The sequence below is a fragment of the Streptococcus australis genome, assembly GCF_901543175.1.
Taxonomy (GTDB): Bacteria; Bacillota; Bacilli; order Lactobacillales; family Streptococcaceae; genus Streptococcus; species Streptococcus australis_A.
The window spans coordinates 1,034,679-1,052,551 of record NZ_LR594040.1 but is presented as its reverse complement, the minus strand read 5'-3'; the positions used below and the strand labels follow the sequence as shown (position 1 = coordinate 1,052,551).

11 protein-coding genes and 1 pseudogene are annotated in these 17,873 nt (G+C 40.3%); 10 read left to right on the top strand and 2 right to left on the bottom strand.

Translation table 11 applies throughout. The annotated features are described in order from the left end of the window. Positions 1-35: 35 nt before the first annotated feature. The 6 genes and pseudogenes from mutY (at position 36) to FGK98_RS05205 (ending at position 9,367) form a co-directional block, all read left to right on the top strand. Positions 36-1,202 carry an A/G-specific adenine glycosylase gene (mutY, locus tag FGK98_RS05230; protein WP_138100348.1) on the top strand — a complete coding sequence of 389 codons (1,167 nt, stop codon included), beginning with the start codon at positions 36-38 and terminating at the stop codon, positions 1,200-1,202. Between the two features lie 68 nt (positions 1,203-1,270). Continuing rightward, entirely contained in the window at positions 1,271-1,978 is a 708-nt protein-coding gene (yycF, locus tag FGK98_RS05225) for a response regulator YycF (protein WP_138100347.1), read from the top strand. Continuing rightward, positions 1,971-3,320: a cell wall metabolism sensor histidine kinase VicK gene (gene vicK / locus FGK98_RS05220; RefSeq protein ID WP_138100346.1), complete on the top strand. Its 1,350-nt coding sequence runs from the start codon at positions 1,971-1,973 to the stop codon at positions 3,318-3,320. Before yycF ends, vicK begins: the two co-directional genes overlap by 8 nt. 1 nt (position 3,321) lies before the next feature. After that, entirely contained in the window at positions 3,322-4,131 is an 810-nt protein-coding gene (locus tag FGK98_RS05215) for an MBL fold metallo-hydrolase (protein WP_038806131.1), read from the top strand. 107 nt (positions 4,132-4,238) lie between these two features. Beyond that, positions 4,239-6,116, top strand: a pseudogene (locus FGK98_RS05210) (Eco57I restriction-modification methylase domain-containing protein). Further along, the gene (locus FGK98_RS05205) at positions 6,113-9,367 is read left to right on the top strand and encodes a DEAD/DEAH box helicase family protein (RefSeq protein ID WP_138100345.1); all 3,255 of its coding nucleotides are present in this window, start codon (positions 6,113-6,115) and stop codon (positions 9,365-9,367) included. Before FGK98_RS05210 ends, FGK98_RS05205 begins: the two are co-directional and overlap by 4 nt. Positions 9,368-9,403: 36 nt before the next feature. Here FGK98_RS05205 and FGK98_RS05200 read toward each other — a convergent pair whose 3' ends face one another. Both FGK98_RS05200 and FGK98_RS05195 read right to left on the bottom strand, forming a co-directional pair. Then, entirely contained in the window at positions 9,404-9,751 is a 348-nt protein-coding gene (locus FGK98_RS05200) for a GxGYxYP domain-containing protein (RefSeq protein WP_138100344.1), read from the bottom strand. Between the two features lie 111 nt (positions 9,752-9,862). Next, positions 9,863-11,581, bottom strand: a complete 1,719-nt coding sequence (locus tag FGK98_RS05195) for a phospho-sugar mutase (protein WP_138100343.1) — start codon at positions 11,579-11,581, stop codon at positions 9,863-9,865. 154 nt (positions 11,582-11,735) lie between these two features. On the opposite strand from FGK98_RS05195, the gene FGK98_RS05190 reads away from it, so the two are divergent. The 4 genes from FGK98_RS05190 (at position 11,736) to ligA (ending at position 17,808) form a co-directional block, all read left to right on the top strand. Further along, complete coding sequence (locus FGK98_RS05190) at positions 11,736-13,637, top strand: ABC-F family ATP-binding cassette domain-containing protein (RefSeq protein WP_138100342.1); 1,902 nt, start codon at positions 11,736-11,738, stop codon at positions 13,635-13,637. A gap of 2 nt (positions 13,638-13,639) precedes the next feature. After that, complete coding sequence (locus tag FGK98_RS05185) at positions 13,640-14,503, top strand: Rgg family transcriptional regulator (RefSeq protein ID WP_171011150.1); 864 nt, start codon at positions 13,640-13,642, stop codon at positions 14,501-14,503. A gap of 80 nt (positions 14,504-14,583) precedes the next feature. Further along, positions 14,584-15,759, top strand: a complete 1,176-nt coding sequence (locus FGK98_RS05180) for an MFS transporter (protein ID WP_138100340.1) — start codon at positions 14,584-14,586, stop codon at positions 15,757-15,759. Between the two features lie 90 nt (positions 15,760-15,849). Then, the gene (gene ligA, locus FGK98_RS05175) at positions 15,850-17,808 is read left to right on the top strand and encodes an NAD-dependent DNA ligase LigA (RefSeq protein WP_138100339.1); all 1,959 of its coding nucleotides are present in this window, start codon (positions 15,850-15,852) and stop codon (positions 17,806-17,808) included. Positions 17,809-17,873: the final 65 nt, after the last annotated feature.

Genomic DNA, 17,873 nt, shown 5'->3' with positions numbered 1-17,873 from the left:
AGGACAGTTAGAAGCTTCTATGTTATACTAGATATATGTTAGATTTGAAAGAATACGGTGTTGATATGTGGCCAGAGGAGAAGATTTCCTCTTTCCGCGAGAAACTCCTCAACTGGTACGATGAAAACAAACGGGATTTGCCATGGCGTAGAAGTAAAAATCCTTATCATATCTGGGTTTCTGAAATTATGCTCCAACAGACTAGAGTGGATACAGTCATTCCCTACTATGAACGATTCTTGGACTGGTTTCCAACTGTTGAAAGTCTGGCGAATGTCCCTGAAGAGCGTCTGCTGAAAGCTTGGGAAGGTTTGGGCTATTATTCCCGCGTGCGTAATATGCAGGCTGCGGCTCAGCAAATTATGGTTGACTTTGGTAGTCAATTTCCAAACACCTATGAAGGAATTTCTAGTTTAAAAGGGATTGGCCCTTACACTGCAGGAGCAATTTCCAGTATCGCTTTTAATTTACCCGAGCCAGCAGTTGATGGCAATGTCATGCGAGTTTTGTCTCGCTTGTTTGAGGTCAAACATGATATCGGAGTTCCCAGCAATCGAAAGATCTTCCAAGCTATGATGGAAATCTTGATTGATCCAGAACGGCCAGGTGACTTTAACCAAGCTCTGATGGATTTAGGCTCTGACATAGAGGCGCCAGTTAATCCTCGACCAGAAGAAAGCCCTGTTAAGGAATTTAGCGCAGCCTATCAGAATGGGACCATGGATTCTTATCCGATTAAAGAACCCAAGAAAAAGCCTCTTCCAATCTATCTCAAGGCTTTGGTTGTGCGCAATGCTCAAGGTCAATATCTACTTGAGAAAAACGAAAGTGAGAAACTGCTAGCTGGTTTTTGGCATTTCCCCTTGATAGAAGTAGAGGAGTTTTCACAGGAAGAGGAACAGCTGAATCTGTTTGCTCAGGTTGCTGAAAAAAGCGTTACTTTCGGTCCAACACCTCAAGAAAGTTTTGAGCAAGATTATGATTTAGAAGTTGATTGGTCCCATCAAGTATTTGATCAAGTCAAGCATGTCTTTAGCCATCGAAAATGGCATATTCAAATCCTAGCGGGTCAGGTGACAGATTCAAAACAGTTTTCTGACAGAGAAATTCGCTGGATCTCCCCTCAGGAATTTTCTGATTATCCACTTGCTAAACCTCAACAAAAGATTTGGCAGGCTTATAAAACAGTTCTTGAAGATTAGGGCCGATATTAGCCATTTGTGCCTTCTTTACATTTTTTTGTTATAATAGATAGAGAAAAGGTGAACATATGAAAAAAATATTAGTTGTAGATGATGAGAAACCAATCTCAGATATTATTAAGTTCAATATGACCAAGGAAGGCTATGAGGTTGTAACAGCCTTTAACGGTAGAGAAGCCATCGAGCTATTTGAGGCGGAGCAACCTGATATTATTATTCTAGATTTGATGCTTCCTGAGATCGATGGTTTAGAAGTTGCTAAGACCATTCGTAAGACTAGCAGTGTGCCTATCATTATGCTCTCAGCCAAGGATAGTGAGTTTGACAAGGTTATTGGTTTGGAGTTAGGTGCAGATGATTATGTCACAAAGCCCTTCTCAAACCGTGAATTGCAGGCGCGTGTGAAGGCTTTACTCCGTCGTACAGACCTCGCTTCAGTGGATAGTCAAGAGTCTGATGAAAAGAAATCCCAACCTTTACAAATTGGCGATTTGGAAATTCTGCCGGACGCTTACGTAGCCAAAAAATATGGTGAGGAATTAGAGTTGACTCACCGTGAATTTGAACTTTTGTACCACTTGGCCTCTCATATTGGTCAAGTCATTACGCGTGAGCACTTGCTTGAAACTGTCTGGGGTTATGACTATTTTGGTGATGTTCGTACAGTGGACGTGACCATCCGACGTTTGCGTGAAAAAATCGAAGACACACCAAGCCGTCCAGAATACATCCTCACACGTCGTGGTGTTGGGTACTATATGAGAAATAATGATTGAAGATATTAGACAAACGATTCTAAACAGTGATTTTATCTTTATCCTGATTTTACTTGGCTTTATCTTGGTGGTAACCTTGTTGTTACTGGAAAATCGTCGGGATAATATTCGTCTAAAGCAGATTAATCAAAAGATTAAAGATTTGATTGCAGGAGATTATTCTCGAGTTTTGGATATGCAAGGAAGCTCTGAAATCACCAACATCACCAATAACCTCAATGATTTGTCTGAGGTCATTCGTTTAACACAGGAAAATCTGGAGCAAGAAACAAAAAGGCTTAACAGTATTCTTTCTTATATGACAGATGGAGTTCTTGCAACCAATCGCCGTGGTCAGATTACCATGATTAACGATATGGCTAAGAAACAGCTGGGTATCGTAAAAGAAGAAGCATTGAACAAAAGCATCCTAGAATTGCTTAAGATAGAGGATGAATATGAACTGCGTGACCTCATTACACAGATTCCTGAATTGATGATTGATTCCCAAAATGCTAATGGAGAATATCTTAGTCTTCGTGTGCGTTTTGCACTCATTCGTCGTGAGTCTGGATTCATCTCTGGTTTGGTTGCCGTTTTGCACGATACGACTGAACAGGAGAAGGAAGAGCGTGAACGGAGACTCTTCGTGTCCAATGTTAGCCATGAGTTGAGGACTCCTTTGACGAGTGTTAAATCTTATCTTGAAGCCTTGGACGAGGGAGCCTTGTATGATCCTGTTGCTCCTGATTTTATCAAGGTTTCGCTTGATGAAACCAACCGTATGATGCGGATGGTGACAGATCTCTTGCATCTCTCTCGTATTGATAATGCGACTACTCGGTTGGATGTGGAATTGATTAATTTTACAGCCTTCATCACCTTTATCCTCAATCGTTTTGATAAGATGAGAAGTCAGGATGAGGAGAAAAAATATGAGCTGGTTAGAGATTATCCTATCAATTCAGTTTGGATCGAGATTGATACCGATAAGATGACTCAGGTGATTGATAATATTCTCAACAATGCCATCAAGTACTCACCAGATGGTGGGAAAATTACTGTCAGCATGAAAACCACTGAAGACCAGATGATTTTATCTATCAAAGACCAAGGTCTAGGTATTCCAAAGCAAGATTTGCCGAAGATTTTTGACCGCTTTTATCGTGTGGATCGTGCAAGAAGTCGGGCTCAAGGTGGTACTGGTCTAGGTCTGGCTATTGCCAAGGAAATTATCAAACAACACAATGGCTTTATTTGGGCCAAAAGTGAATACGGTAAGGGATCAACCTTTACCATTGTGCTCCCTTATGATAAGGATGCCGTAAAAGAAGAAGTCTGGGAGGATGAAGTAGAAGACTAGAATGAGTGAAATAGGCTTTAAATACAGTATTTTAGCATCAGGTTCCAGTGGAAATTCCTTTTATCTGGAAACCCCAAAAAAGAAAATCTTAGTGGATGCAGGCTTGTCTGGTAAGAAAATTACCAGCCTGCTAGCTGAAATCAATCGCAAACCAGAAGATTTGGATGCGATTTTGATTACGCACGAGCATTCAGACCATATTCATGGAGTCGGTGTATTGGCTCGAAAGTATGGTATGGATCTTTACGCCAATGAAAAAACTTGGCAGGCTATGGAAAATAGCAAGTACCTCGGTAAGGTTGATTCATCCCAGAAGCACATTTTTGAAATGGGTAAAACCAAAACCTTTGGCGATATTGACATTGAGAGTTTTGGGGTCAGCCACGATGCGGCAGCACCCCAGTTTTACCGCTTTATGAAAGACGACAAGAGCTTTGTCATGCTGACCGATACAGGTTATGTTAGTGACCGTATGGCAGGAATTGTCGAGAATGCTGACGGTTACCTCATCGAGTCCAACCACGATGTGGAGATCCTGCGAGCAGGTTCTTATGCTTGGCGACTCAAACAGCGAATCCTATCTGATCTTGGTCACCTCTCTAACGAAGACGGTGCTGAGGCCATGATTCGTGCAATGGGAAATCGGACTAAGAAAATCTATCTTGGGCATTTATCCAAAGAGAACAATATCAAGGAACTGGCTCATATGACCATGGTCAATCAGCTAGCACAAGCTGATCTGGGTGTAGGAGTGGACTTTAAGGTTTACGATACTTCCCCAGATACCGCAACACCACTGACAGATATATAAAAAAGAAGGCGAGTGCCTTCTTTTATTATGTTTAGCTATTATTTTCTACTCCAAACACCATTTAAAATATGATATAATAAGGTTTATAGTACGAGAAAGGTTGCCTTATGACGATAGATATTAGTGAAGAACAGTTGGCTTTGGAGTCTGCTGACTTATTAAAAATTCTTTTAAAAGATCGAACGACAAAGAGAAATATTGTTTGGGCGACTCATTCTTATGAATTGTTAGGAAAGGGATTTGCTCCAAGCGATCGTATCACTCCAAGTAGGGTGACGGGAGCCTATGCAAACTTGATTCAACCCCGATCAGAAAAGTCTAAGTATGAGCAAAAAGACCGAACCAAGATTAGAGCCGAAGTCTTTACGCCAACTTGGTTAGTTGAAAAGCAAAATGGCTACGTGGAAGCTGAATTTGAAGCTCTTGATCTTGAAGATTATATCCAAGTGCGCTGGCTAGAAATTACCTGTGGTGAAGCACCCTATATGGTTACTCGCTATGATACAGTGACTGGTGAGGAAATTCCATTATCTGAACGAGTTGGTTTTGTAGATAGAAAATTGCAACGCCTTAGCCGTGAGGTCTCAGATGAAGTCACCTTCTATGAACTTGTAAAAAAAGCTTATCGAGCTTCTTATGGATATGAGTACCAAGGGGATTCTCTGCTTTTGGCGCGTGAAAATCTTTTAGCAACATTTGAGGACTACTATCTTGCAAAGACTGGAAATCAACCGACCTTAGAGCAAAAGAAAGAGATAGCAACCATTATCTCCTACAATGTCTTTCAGATGGATGGATTGAAAAAAATCAGTTCTTACTCAGCTAAACAAGAGCAATCTCAACAGTTAAGCTTGTTTTCAGATGAGCTAGAAATCCAAAAAGTAGAAGAATCTAAAACTCAAATCAAAGACTGGAAAAAGAATAAAATGATAGTTTTTGAGCGCCTATCTAGTGAGGAAAGTGAAATGAAATTTGATGTCGTGATAGGAAATCCGCCGTATCAGGAAGAATTACAAGGAACAAGTGATAAACCAATATATCATCATTTCATGGATGAATCTTATAAGATTAGTAGAAAATCAGTATTGATAACACCTGCTAGGTTTTTATTTAAGGCTGGTAAAACACCAAAATCATGGAATGAAAAAATGCTGTTGAATGAACATTTCAGAGTCATGTATTATGTCCAAGATTCTTCGAAAGTTTTTCCTGGTACGGATATTAAAGGTGGAGTGACGATTAGTTACTACGATAATGATAGAGTATTTGGAGCAATTGAAACATATACCGCTTTTGATGAACTGAATTCAATTTATAAAAAAGTCTATCATAGAAATGATTTCAAATCTTTAAGTGACTATGTTTTTGCGCCAGAAAGTTATAAATTAACAGAAGCCCTACACAGTGATTTTCCTAATTTCGTAGACAGGTTAAGTAAGGGTCATAAATTTGATGTGACAACAAATATTTTTGAAAAGTTGCCTGAAATTTTTACGGATGATAAACCAGAATGTGAAACAATTCAGTTAATAGGTAGGTTAAATAATGAACGTGTAATAAAATTTGTTCCAAAGAAATATATCAAAGGACCTGGGAATTTGAATAAATATAAGGTGATACTGCCAAAAGCAAATGGCAGTGGGGCGATTGGCGAAGTCCTATCGACCCCACTCGTGGGTACCCCACTCGTGGGTCACACACAGACCTTTATTTCTATTGGTGAATTAGAAACATTGGATGAAGCAGATTCATTATTTAAGTATATAAAATCTAAATTTGCTAGGACTTTGTTAGGTGTACTAAAAATTACACAAGATAATAAAAAAGGAACATGGAAATATGTCCCACTACAAGATTTTACGGTCAATTCGGACATTGATTGGACACAATCAGTGGCTGATATTGACCGCTAGCTTTATCAAAAATATGATCTTTCTCCTGAAGAAATTGCCTTTATTGAGACTCATGTAAGGGAGATGGATTGATGGTAAAAATTAAAACCTCAAAAAAGATCCATCCTAAAATCTATGCCTACACTACCCCTACGGTAACCAGCAATGAGGGCTGGATTAAGATTGGTTATACAGAGCGAGATGTTACGCAACGGATTAAAGAACAAACGCATACTGCTCATATAGATACAGATGTCTTATGGACTGGGGATGCAGCTTATACGGAAGAACCTGATAAGGGAAAGACTTTTAAGGACCATGATTTCCACCATTTCCTTTCTTTCCATGATGTGGAACGTCGTCCTAAGACGGAATGGTTCTATTTTAATGGGACACCTGAAAAATCTAAAACTCTTTTTGATAAGTTTGTTCAGCATGATTTGTCAGGTTATCAGCCAGGAAAAGGTCAGGACTATACCCTTCGCCAAGAGCAAGAAGAAGCAGTTTCTAAGACCTTAGCTTATTTCAAGAATCATCTAGGAGGGAAGTTCCTCTGGAATGCCAAGCCACGCTTTGGTAAAACCTTATCTACCTATGACCTAGCTCGCCGAATGGATGCTGTCAATGTCCTGATTGTCACAAACAGACCTGCCATTGCCAACTCATGGTACGATGATTTTGAAAAATTCATAGCAGGTCAAACAACTTACAAGTTTGTTTCAGAAACAGACAGTCTTAAAAATCGCCCAACCTTGTCACGTAAAGAATTTGTTGGTATTTTAGATGATGATGTAAGACAACTTGCTTTTATCAGTCTCCAAGACTTGAAAGGCTCTGCTTATCTTGGTGGAGAGCACAATAAACTCAAATGGGTTACAGATCTTCATTGGGATTTGTTAGTTATCGATGAAGCTCATGAAGGTGTTGCTACCTTCAAGACAGATCAGGCCTTTAATAAGATCCGTCGTAACTTTACCTTGCATCTATCAGGAACTCCATTTAAGGCATTGGCAAAGGGAGAATTTACCGAGGAGCAGATCTACAACTGGTCTTACGCTGATGAGCAGGCAGCTAAAACTACTTGGTCGCCTGAGCAAGAAGAGGAAAACCCATATGAAAGCTTGCCTCAGTTAAATCTCTTTACTTATCAAATGTCTCAGATGATTGGTGAGGAGTTAGAAAAAGGTGCTCAACTAGATGGAGAGAACATCGACTATGCTTTTGACTTGAGTGAATTTTTCGCTACAGATGATAAAGGGAAATTTATCCATGAGCAAGATGTCAGAAATTGGTTAGATACTCTATCAAGCAATGAAAAATATCCATTTTCAACTAAAGAACTTCGGAACGAACTCAAGCATACTTTTTGGTTGTTAGAACGTGTAGCCTCAGCTAAGGCTTTAAAAGCACTACTAGAAGAACATCCCATCTATGAGAACTATGAGATTGTGTTAGCTGCTGGTGACGGGCGTATGTCCGAGGAAGATGATAAGGTCAAACTCAAATCCCTAGACTTGGTTAGAAAAGCGATAGCAGAGAATGACAAAACCATTACCCTATCCGTCGGTCAGTTGACGACAGGTGTGACGATCCCTGAATGGACAGGCGTATTGATGTTATCAAACTTGAAATCACCTGCCATTTATATGCAGGCTGCCTTCCGTGCTCAAAATCCATACTCATGGAGCGATAACAAAGGAAATCACTTCCGCAAAGAAAGAGCCTATGTATTTGACTTTGCGCCAGAAAGAACCCTGATTCTCTTTGATGAGTTTGCAAATAACTTATCACTTGCGACTGCAGGAGGTGGTGGAACTTCCGCAACTCGCGAAGAAAACATCAGAGAACTCTTAAATTTCTTCCCTGTGATAGCAGAAGACCGTGCTGGTAAGATGGTTGAAATTGATGCTAAGGCAGTTCTGACTATACCGCGTCAGATAAAAGCTAGGGAAGTCCTCAAACGAGGTTTTATGTCCAATCTCTTATTTGATAATATCAGCGGCATTTTCCAAGCTAGTCAAACAGTTCTAGACATCTTAAATGAACTACCAGTTGAAAAGGAAGGCAAGTTACAAACACCTTCTGATTTACTAGACTTTTCAGGTGTTAAAGTGGATGACGAGGGAAATGCAGTGGTTGACCATGAAATCGTGGTCAATCAACAAACGCGACTTTTTGGTGAAAAAGTTTATGGACTTGGACAGTCTGTTGTTGAACTAGTCACAAAAGATGAGGAACGAACTCAAAAACAGTTGGTTAATGACTTGAGTAAGACCGTTTCTTCAGTAATTGTAGAGGAATTGAAAGCTGGATATGATCTGAAAACTCGGGAAACAGACCAGATCAAGAAACAAATCGTGGCAACATTTGAGAACGAAGTTCGAAAAAATGAGATAGAACGTAAAATTTCTGAAGCTCATATCAAGGAAGAGTTGCAACAACAGCTCAAGGAAGAAAATGATAAAGAGCAAAAAGATAAGATTCAAGAAGTTCTTGAAAAACGTTTAGAAGAAAATAATCTCATTCATAAAGAAAAACTAGAACAAACACTCAAAAAAGAAGTGGAAAGAATGCCCGAGAAGTTTATAGAACAGGTTGAGATAAAACGTGTGGAACAGTTGAAACAATCAGCCCAAGATGAGATTCGAGACCATCTTCGAGGATTTGCACGAACAATTCCAAGTTTCATCATGGCCTACGGTGATCAATCTCTAACACTTGATAATTTTGACACCTTTGTTCCTGAGCATGTCTTCTTTGAAGTGACTGGTATAACGATTGACCAATTTCGTTATTTGAGAGATGGTGGGCAGGATTTTGCAGGACATCTCTTTGATCGAGCAACATTTGATGAAGCCATCCAAGAATTTCTTCGCAAGAAAGAGGAGTTGGCAGATTATTTTAAAGATCAAAAAGAAGATATTTTCGACTATATTCCACCACAAAAAACCAACCAGATTTTCACTCCTAAACGGGTAGTGAAGAGAATGGTAGATGATCTTGAGAAAGAAAACCCAGGAATCTTCGATGACCCATCTAAGACATTTATTGATTTGTACATGAAGTCAGGTCTCTATATTGCAGAACTTGTTAAGCGACTATATAACAGCAATGGCTTGAAAGAAGCCTTTCCAAATCCTGAAGACCGCTTAAAACATATCCTAGAAAATCAAGTTTATGGATTCGCGCCTTCAGAGATTATTTATAACATTTCGACGAATTTTATCTTTGGAAATCTCTCTCAAGATATCAGTAGAAGGAACTTTGTTTTAGAAGATACTATCCCTGCTGCCAAAGAAGGTAGAATTCAGGAATTGGTTGATAGATATTTTGAATACAATTAAAAAAGAAGGCGAGTGCCTTCTTTTATTTATTGTCTTTTACAATCCTGCAAATTCTTTGATTTCTTGTGCGGACATTGAAGAGTCGCAACGGACATTGATTTGACCATCAGCAACATGAACGAATCCCGGAACAGTTGGGATACCATAGCGTGAACGGAAATCTTGCAAAGCATTGAGTTGACTAGGTTCTTCGCTATTGATGAAGTAGATGTGTGCTTTGGTTTCAGCTACAACGCCTGCTAATGTAGCAGCAAATTTACGGCAGTAAGGGCAAGTTTTGCGACCGATGAAGAAGGTTGCAGTTTCTTTTTTATCGAGTGCTTCTTGGGCGCGTACAACTGTAGTCACTTCAAGGTCTTTAATATCTTCTAAAAACTGATTCATAAGAATACCTCTCTTTTTTTGATAAAACTAGTATGCCACAAAGTTTCTAAAATTGCTTAAATTTGATACGAAAAAAAGATGAGATTGGCTGGTCTCATCTTTTATAGATTTTTATTTTACAAAAGCATTGATTTCTGCTTCGATGTTAGCAATTTTAGCTTGTGAATCTTCGTTACTTTCACCCACAACGGCAATGTAAAACTTAATTTTTGGTTCTGTGCCTGAAGGACGAACGGCAATCCATGAACCATCAGCAAGTGTGTATTTCAAGACATCACTTGGAGGAGTTGTCAAGTTTGTAACAGTACCATCAGCAGCAGTAGCAGTTTGAGCCTTGAAGTCTTCTGTGATTGAGATAGCAGTAGCGTTAAATTCTTTCGGACCATTGTCACGGAATTTAGCCATGATTGCCTTGATTTGTTCTGCACCATCAACACCAGAAAGGGTCACAGAGATGGTCTTTTCAGCATAGTAACCGTATTCTTTGTAGATTTCTTCGATACCGTCAGCAAGCGTTAAACCACGTGAACGGTAGTAGGCAGCAAGTTCAGCAACGACTAGAACGGCTTGGATAGCGTCTTTATCACGTACGAATGGTTTGATCAAGTAACCGAAGCTTTCTTCAAATCCCATCATGTAAGTGTGATTGTGTTTTTCTTCGAATTCTTGGATTTTTTCAGCGATGAATTTGAAACCTGTCAAAACGTTGAACATGGTTGCGCCGTAGCTTTCAGCAATCTTCGTTACCAAGTCAGTTGATACGATTGATTTGCAGAGAGCAGCATTTTCAGGAAGAGTTCCAGCATTTTTGTGGGCTTCCAAGATGTATTTAGCCATGATAGCGCCGATTTGGTTACCTGAAAGGTTGAGGTAGCTTCCATCTTTTTGAAGAACTTCAACACCAACACGGTCAGCGTCAGGGTCAGTTGCAACAAGAACATCAGCGCCAACTTGACGACCAAGTTCTTCAGCAAGGGCAAAGGCTGCTTGGCTTTCTGGGTTAGGAGACTTAACAGTTGAGAAGTCAGGGTCTGGAGTTGCTTGCGCTTCCACGACTTGAACTGAGTCAAATCCTGCTTGAGCAAGAGCGCGACGGGCCAACATTTCACCAGTACCATGAAGTGGTGTGTAGACAATCTTCATGTCTTTACCAAATTCTTCGATCAAGGCTGGGTTGATGTTAACATCTTTGACTTCTTTAAGGTATTCTACATCGACAGCTTCACCAATGACTTCAATCAAGCCAGAAGTTTTTTCAGCTTCTACATCTGCAACTTCTACAGCAAATGGATTTTCGATTGCACGGATATAAGTTGTCAAAGCATCTGCATCGTGTGGAGGCATTTGTCCACCGTCTTCACCGTAAACCTTGTAACCATTAAATGGAGCTGGGTTGTGGCTAGCAGTAATCATGATACCTGCGAAACAGTTGAGGTGACGAACTGCAAATGACAGTTCTGGAGTTGGACGAAGGCTTTCAAATACGTAAGATTTGATACCGTGTTTTGCAAGAACTGCCGCAGATTCAAAGGCAAATTCTGGTGAGAAGTGACGGCTATCGTAGGCAATTGCCACACCGCGTTCTTTTTCATTTCCACCTTTTGACTCAATCAAACGAGCCAAACCTTCAGTTGCTTGACGAACAACATAGATATTGATGCGGTTTGTACCAGCTCCGATCAATCCACGCATACCAGCAGTACCAAATTCAAGATTGGTATAGAAGGCATCTTCCTTTGTTTTTTCATCCATATTTTCCAAATCTTGACGAAGGTAGTCTGGAAGGTCAGCAAAATCGACCCATTTTTGATAATTTTCTTGGTAAGTCATAAAGTGTCTCCTTTTTTGTAAATTCTTTTAATCGCTTTCATTATATCACGATTTATCATTTTAGTAAAACGTTAGCATAACTTTCTGAAAAAGCTTGAAATGAAATGGATTCTATAGTCTTGAACCCCTTAGGGAAACATGCTATACTACCTATATGATTATTTTACAAGCCAATAAAATTGAACGTTCTTTTGCAGGCGAGCTTTTGTTTGATAATATAAACCTGCAAGTAGATGAACGAGATCGGATTGCCCTCGTTGGGAAAAATGGTGCAGGAAAGTCGACTCTGTTGAAGATTTTAGTTGGAGAAGAGGAGCCAACTAGTGGAGAAATCAATAAGAAAAAAGATGTTTCTCTGTCTTACCTAGCCCAAGATAGCCGTTTTGAGTCTGAAAATACCATCTACGATGAAATGCTCCATGTTTTTGATGATTTACGTCGAACGGAGAGACAACTACGTCAGATGGAATTGGAAATGGGTGAAAAGTCTGGTGAGAATTTGGATAAACTGATGGTGGATTATGATCGTTTGTCAGAAAATTTCCGTCAGGCTGGTGGTTTTACCTACGAAGCTGATATTCGAGCGATTTTAAATGGTTTCAAGTTTGATGAGACTATGTGGCAGATGAAAATTGCTGAGCTTTCAGGTGGTCAAAATACTCGTCTGGCACTGGCTAAAATGCTCCTTGAAAAGCCCAATCTCTTGGTCTTGGACGAGCCGACCAACCACTTGGATATCGAAACCATTGCCTGGTTGGAGAATTATTTGGTGAACTATAGCGGTGCCCTGATTATTGTTAGCCACGACCGTTATTTTTTGGACAAGGTTGCGACGGTTACACTGGATTTGACCAAGCATTCCTTGGATCGTTATGTAGGCAATTACTCTCGTTTTGTTGAGTTAAAGGAGCAAAAGCTAGCAACTGAAGCTAAGAACTATGAAAAGCAGCAGAAGGAAATCGCTGCTCTGGAAGACTTTGTCAATCGCAATCTAGTACGAGCTTCAACGACCAAACGTGCCCAATCTCGCCGGAAACAATTGGAAAAAATGGAGCGTTTGGACAAGCCAGAAGCTGGTAAGAAATCAGCCAACATGACCTTCCAGTCAGAAAAAACGTCGGGCAATGTTGTATTGACTGTTGAAAATGCGGCTGTTGGCTATGATGGGGTAATACTTTCAGAGCCTATCAATCTAGACCTTCGTAAGATGAATGCTATTGCCATCGTAGGACCTAATGGCATTGGGAAGTCAACCTTTATCAAGTCAATAGTAGACCAGATCCCTTTTATCAAGGGAGAGAAGCGTTTTGGTGCCAATGTTGAGGTTGGATACTATGATCAGACTCAAAGCAAGCTGACAGCAAGTAATACGGTTCTAGACGAACTTTGGAATGATTTTAAACTGACTCCAGAAGTTGAGATCCGCAACCGCCTTGGTGCCTTTCTTTTCTCAGGAGATGATGTTAAAAAGTCAGTCGGGATGCTGTCAGGTGGCGAGAAAGCTCGTTTGTTGCTTGCCAAACTTTCAATGGAAAATAATAACTTCTTGATTCTTGACGAGCCGACCAACCACTTGGATATTGATAGCAAGGAAGTATTGGAAAATGCCCTGATTGACTTTGATGGAACCCTTCTTTTCGTCAGTCACGACCGTTACTTTATCAACCGTGTTGCCACTCATGTTTTGGAATTGTCTGAGAATGGCTCAACCCTCTACCTTGGAGATTACGACTACTATGTTGATAAGAAAGCAGAAGTAGAAATGATTCAAACTGAGCAACCTTCAACTAGCAACAAAGAAAAAGAAGCAAGTCCAGTCAATGACTACCAAGCCCAGAAAGAAAGTCAAAAAGAAGCTCGCAAACTCATGCGCCAAATAGAGAGTTTAGAGACTGAAATCGAAGCGTTAGAAGCTCAAACTCAAGCCATCTCCGAACAAATGCTGGAAACCAACGATGCCGAAAAACTCATGGAATTGCAAGCTGAACTGGACAAAATTAGCCACCGTCAGGAAGAGGCTATGCTTGAATGGGAAGAATTATCGGAGCAGGTGTAAAGATGGAACATCTTGGAAAGGTATTTCGTGAATTTCGAACAAGTGGGAAGTACTCCTTGAAAGAGGCGGCAGGTGAATCGTGTTCAACCTCTCAGTTATCTCGCTTCGAGCTTGGGGAGTCTGATCTAGCAGTTTCTCGTTTCTTTGAGATTTTGGATAATATTCATGTGACCATTGAAAATTTCATGGACAAGGCTAGGGATTTTCAAAATCATGAACATGTTGCCTTAATGGCACAGATTATTCCGCTTTACTATTCAAATGATATTGCAGGTTTTCAAAAGCTTCAAAAGGAACAGCTTGAGAAAGCAAAGAGTTCGACCAATCCCCTCTATTTTGAGCTGAATTGGATTTTGCTACAAGGTCTGATTTGTCAAAGGGATGCTCATTACACGATGAGGCAGAGTGATTTGGAAAAGGTGGCGGATTATCTTTTCCAAACAGAAGAATGGACCATGTATGAGTTGATTCTTTTCGGGAATCTCTATACTTTCTACAATGTGGACTATGTGGCTCGGATTGGCAGAGAAGTCATGGAGCGAGAAGACTACTACAAAGAAATTGGTCGGCATCGAAAACTTGTTTTGATTTTAGCTCTTAACTGTTACCAGCATTGTTTGGAAAATCGGTCCTTTGCGGATGCGGACTATTTTGAGGGCTATGTAGAGAAGTTGATTGGAAATGGTATCAAGCTTTATGAGCGCAATATCTTCCATTATCTCAATGGTTTCTCCCTCTACCAGAGAGACTTGAAAGAAGAGGGTTGTAGTCAAATGCAGGAAGCCATGCATATTTTTGAAGTACTTGGACTTCCAGAGCAAGTGGCTTACTATCAGGAACATTATGAAAAATTTGTAAATGTTTAAATTTCCCAAATAAGGGAAAAATAAAGAGACTCCTTTCAGTTTTGATACAATAGTTTCAAAATTTGAGAGGAGCTTTTTATATGAATCGACATGCAATCCAGTTGATTAGTCGTGGGGCTATTAATAGGATAGGAAATATGCTCTATGATTATGGAAATAGTGTTTGGTTGGCATCAATGGGGATAGGACAGACTGTTCTTGGGATTTATCAAATTTCTGAACTCGTCACATCGATTCTGGTCAATCCCTTTGGCGGAGTGATTTCAGACCGCTTTTCGCGTCGCAAAATTTTGATGACGACAGACTTGGTTTGTGGTATTCTCTGTTTAGCTATTTCTTTCATCAGAAATGATAGCTTGATGATTGCTGCTCTGATCTTCGCCAATATTGTTCAGGCGGTTGCCTTTGCATTTTCTCGTACAGCCAACAAAGCTATTATAACTGAGGTTGTAGAAAAAGACGAGATTGTGACCTATAATGCTCGCTTAGAGCTCGTTTTGCAGGTTGTAGGTGTTAGCTCCCCTGTACTTTCTTTCATCGTTTTACAATTTGCCAGTCTCCATATGACTCTTGTTTTAGATGCCATTAGTTTTTTCATCGCATTTAGCCTAGTAGCCTTTCTCCCTAAAAAAGAGACTCAGGAACAAGAGAAAAAGACTTTCAGCTGGAAAAATATTTTTGCTGATATGAAAGAAGGGATTCGCTATATCTGGCGCCAGCAAGAGATCTTTTTCCTTTTGTTAGTAGCTTCCAGTGTTAATTTCTTTTTTGCAGCTTTTGAATTTCTCCTCCCTTTTTCAAATCGACTTTACGGGGTAGAAGGAGCTTATGCGAGTATTTTGACTATGGGCGCTATTGGTTCGATTATCGGAGCTCTTCTAGCTAGTAAAATAAAGGCAAGTGTTTATAATCTTTTGATTCTATTGACTTTGACTGGAGTTGGAGTTTTTATGATGGGATTACCACTGCCAACTTTTCTTTCCTTTTCTGGAAATTTAGTTTGTGAACTGTTTATGACGATTTTTAATATTCACTTTTTTACTCAGGTGCAAACCAAGGTTGAGGGGGAATACTTGGGAAGAGTCCTAAGCACCATTTTTACCTTAGCCATCCTATTTATGCCAATTGCAAAAGGCTTTATGACAGTGCTGCCAAGTGTACACCTCTCTTCCTTTCTGATAATCGGAAGCGGGGTCGTTATCCTGTCTTGTCTATCCCTTGTTTACGTACGAAGTCATTTTGAAAAAGACTCATAACCTCACTATCTTTAGAAAATATTTCAATACTAACCATTTTTCAGTCCTTCTCTATTGTGAGGAGGGCTTGCTTTGTGGTAAAATGGTTTTATGAATGAAAGAATGAATGAGTTAGTTGCCTTACTCAACCGCTATGCGACCGAGTACTATACGAATGACAATCCCTCGGTTTCAGATAGTGAGTATGATCGCCTCTACCGAGAGTTAGTCGAGTTGGAAGCTGCCTATCCAGATCAAGTTTTAGCAGATAGTCCGACCCATCGCGTTGGTGGTAAGGTTTTAGATGGTTTTGAAAAATACAGTCATCAGTATCCTCTTTATAGTTTGCAGGATGCTTTTTCACGTGAAGAGTTAGAGGCTTTTGATGCGCGTGTTCGAAAGGAGTTAGCCCATCCCACTTATATCTGTGAGCTAAAAATCGATGGTTTGTCTATCTCGCTAACTTATGAAAAGGGGATTTTGGTTGTCGGTGCTACACGTGGAGATGGTTCTGTTGGTGAAAATATCACAGAAAATCTCAAGCGTGTCAAGGACATTCCTTTAACCCTGCCAGAAGAACTAGATATTACCGTTCGTGGAGAGTGTTATATGCCACGCGCTTCCTTTGATCAGGTTAACCAAGGCCGCCAAGAAAATGGGGAACCTGAATTTGCCAATCCTCGTAATGCGGCGGCAGGAACTTTGCGTCAGCTGGATACGACAGTAGTAGCCAAACGCAATCTTGCGACTTTTCTCTATCAAGAAGCTAGTCCTTCTACTCGAGATAGTCAGGAAAAGGTCTTGAAGCATCTTGAACAACTAGGTTTTGTGGTCAATTCTAATCGAATTCTGGCTGAAAACATAGATGAAATCTGGAATTTTATCCAAGAAGTAGGACAGGAACGAGACAATCTTCCCTATGATATTGATGGGGTGGTAATCAAGGTCAATGACCTAGCAGGTCAAGAAGAACTCGGTTTTACCGTCAAGGCTCCAAAGTGGGCAGTAGCTTACAAGTTCCCTGCTGAGGAAAAAGAAGCTCAACTCTTATCAGTTGATTGGACAGTTGGTCGTACGGGAGTCGTGACTCCAACTGCAAATCTAACACCAGTACAACTAGCTGGAACAACTGTTAGCCGTGCGACACTGCACAATGTAGATTATATCGCCGAAAAGGATATCCGCAAAGATGATACGGTTATCGTCTATAAGGCTGGAGACATCATCCCTGCTGTTTTGCGCGTGGTAGAGTCCAAACGTGTTTCTGAAGAAAAACTAGATATTCCGATTAATTGTCCAAGTTGTGATAGTCACTTACTTCATTTCGAAGATGAGGTTGCTCTACGTTGTATCAATCCTCGCTGTCCTGCTCAAATCATGGAAGGTTTGATTCACTTTGCCTCTCGAGATGCCATGAATATTACAGGACTTGGTCCATCTATCGTTGAAAAGCTTTTTGCTGCCAATTTAGTAAAGGATGTGGCGGATATTTACCGTTTGAAAGAAGATGATTTCCTCCTTTTGGAGGGCATCAAGGAAAAGTCTGCTTCTAAACTGTATCAGGCTATTCAAGCATCTAAGGAAAACTCTGCTGAAAAGCTCTTGCTTGGTCTGGGAATTCGCCATGTCGGAAGTAAAGCAAGTCAGCTCTTGCTCCAACATTTCCACTCTATTGAAAATCTAGCTCAAGCTGATCCAGAGGAAGTAGCAAGTATCGAAAGCTTGGGTAGTGTGATTGCTCAAAGTCTTCAGACTTATTTTGCTACAGAAGGATCGAAGATTCTCTTAGACGAGTTGAAAGACGCTGGAGTTAATCTGGACTACAAAGGGCAGACAGTAGTGGCAGATGCGGCCTTGACAGGTTTGACCGTTGTACTGACAGGAAAATTGGAACGCCTCACACGATCTGAAGCTAAAAGTAAACTCGAAAGTCTAGGTGCCAAAGTAACAGGTAGCGTATCCAAGAAAACTGATCTTATCGTAGCAGGAGCAGATGCAGGAAGTAAACTGCAAAAAGCACAAGAACTAGGTATCGAGGTTCGCGATGAAGCTTGGCTGGAAAGTTTGTAAAGAATAGTTGAAAACTATCTCTCCTGATGTGTTTTGACATGGTTAAAATCTATTGTCCATCGTGA

What these genes read in the sequence shown, in the direction of transcription:
- FGK98_RS05190 (WP_138100342.1), top strand. Translation starts at nt 11,736, where the DNA reads ATGATTATTTTACAAGCCAATAAAATTGAACGTTCTTTTGCAGGCGAG.
- FGK98_RS05180 (WP_138100340.1), top strand. Translation starts at nt 14,584, where the DNA reads ATGAATCGACATGCAATCCAGTTGATTAGTCGTGGGGCTATTAATAGG.
- FGK98_RS05215 (WP_038806131.1), top strand. Translation starts at nt 3,322, where the DNA reads ATGAGTGAAATAGGCTTTAAATACAGTATTTTAGCATCAGGTTCCAGT.
- FGK98_RS05200 (WP_138100344.1), bottom strand. Translation starts at nt 9,751, where the DNA reads ATGAATCAGTTTTTAGAAGATATTAAAGACCTTGAAGTGACTACAGTT.
- ligA (WP_138100339.1), top strand. Translation starts at nt 15,850, where the DNA reads ATGAATGAAAGAATGAATGAGTTAGTTGCCTTACTCAACCGCTATGCG.
- vicK (WP_138100346.1), top strand. Translation starts at nt 1,971, where the DNA reads ATGATTGAAGATATTAGACAAACGATTCTAAACAGTGATTTTATCTTT.
- FGK98_RS05185 (WP_171011150.1), top strand. Translation starts at nt 13,640, where the DNA reads ATGGAACATCTTGGAAAGGTATTTCGTGAATTTCGAACAAGTGGGAAG.
- FGK98_RS05195 (WP_138100343.1), bottom strand. Translation starts at nt 11,581, where the DNA reads ATGACTTACCAAGAAAATTATCAAAAATGGGTCGATTTTGCTGACCTT.
- yycF (WP_138100347.1), top strand. Translation starts at nt 1,271, where the DNA reads ATGAAAAAAATATTAGTTGTAGATGATGAGAAACCAATCTCAGATATT.
- mutY (WP_138100348.1), top strand. Translation starts at nt 36, where the DNA reads ATGTTAGATTTGAAAGAATACGGTGTTGATATGTGGCCAGAGGAGAAG.